Origin of the sequence: Pseudanabaena sp. SR411 (genome assembly GCF_002251945.1) — a bacterium.
GTDB lineage: Bacteria > Cyanobacteriota > Cyanobacteriia > Pseudanabaenales > Pseudanabaenaceae > Pseudanabaena.
On sequence record NZ_NDHW01000266.1, the window covers coordinates 1 to 1,332 of the forward strand.

1 protein-coding gene and 3 pseudogenes are annotated in these 1,332 nt (G+C 42.0%); all 4 read right to left on the minus strand.

The genetic code is table 11. From position 1 onward, the window contains the following. Nucleotides 1-143, minus strand: a pseudogene (locus tag B9G53_RS26535) (transposase); the annotation flags it as partial. 14 nt (nt 144-157) lie between these two features. Beyond that, nucleotides 158-709 (minus strand): annotated as a pseudogene (locus B9G53_RS26540) (transposase); the annotation flags it as partial. A gap of 26 nt (nt 710-735) precedes the next feature. Then, a complete protein-coding gene (locus B9G53_RS26545; protein WP_094536418.1) occupies nt 736-1,104 on the minus strand; it encodes an IS630 transposase-related protein in 369 nt (122 codons plus the stop codon). 66 nt (nt 1,105-1,170) lie between these two features. After that, a pseudogene (locus B9G53_RS26550) lies at nt 1,171-1,332 on the minus strand (transposase); the annotation flags it as partial.

A 1,332-nucleotide genomic window follows, 5' to 3' on the forward strand; every position in this document is an offset into this window, starting at 1 on the left:
ATATTCACGCCCAAGGCAAAGTACAGGGACTTGTTAATCACCCTGCCATTGTCTCGCACCTTGATCACTAAACAGTCCAGAAATACGATTGGATAAACCGCATCGAGGGGACGGTTTTGCCATTGCTTGACTTCATCAATTACAGTCCATTGAGGGATTAAGTAGCACAGTAACAACACTTGGTAAACCAATTTTTGAAGAAATCCTTTTCTAACAAAAAAGGAAAAATGTTAATTAAATGCTGGAGTAGTTTTTGAGACTGAGGTCTAAGCAATCTAATAAAATATTTGAGAACCGACCACATCATCTCAATTGGATTAAAATCAGGAGAATAGGTGGGTAAATACAAAATCTTAGCGCCACTCTCTGTAATTGCTTGTGCGACCCCCGCAACTTTATGGCAGTTGAGGTTATCCATGATTATCTTATGCTCAGGACGTAATTTAGGCACTACGTCATTTCGGATAAAGGTGAGAAAATCCCCTCCTTTCATAGAACCCTGAATCGTTTTCATGCAGACAATCCCATCGACCGAAATAGCCCCAATGACTGTGTATTTCTGACCTTTGTAAAAGGAACGATGACTGAATACTCTTTTGCCACATTCACTTCTTGCCACAGAACGTTCCATCCCCTGCCATACTCCCGTTTCATCAATACAAATCAGATCTTCAGCTTTCCCCTCCTGCAATGCTTCCCAAAACTCACATCTTTGCTGTTGTACTGCCTCACATTTTACCTTTTCATGGCGATAGGTCTTTTTTTTAGGGTGATGTTATGCCTCTGGAAAAATCGGCTCATACTGCCTGTGGTCACTGATACTCCTGTTTGTTCAGCTACTTCTTCACAGTACTGCCATAGAGTCCAATCTGGATGCTCTGACGCAATTTCGAGGATTTTCTCCCGATGCGCTTCGAGGGGACTTTTGATTGGATTCCCTAATGGTTTGTGGTTTAGATCTCCTGTCTCTCGGTATTGATTCAGCAGTGTTTGCACTGTTTTCGTCGTGACTTGAAATTGCTTCGCTACTTCCCGAATTGATGTATTTCCTGCTTCATAGGTTGCTACGATCTTTTGTCTGAGATCTAGTGAGTAAGGTGTCATTTTTTACTCTCTTTTTTGTTCTGCTATCCTAGCTTATCTTGTACTACTCTTTCCCTCAATAGGCTGTACCTCATCAGTGACATTGGAAATAAGCGTTGGTGATACTTCGACCCCATACATTTCTTGCAACTGGGCTTGGATATCCCTGACACTCATACCTCGCGAATACAAGGCAATGATCTTCTCGTCTAGTCCTGACAGTCGATTTTGTCCTTTCTTGACCAGTTG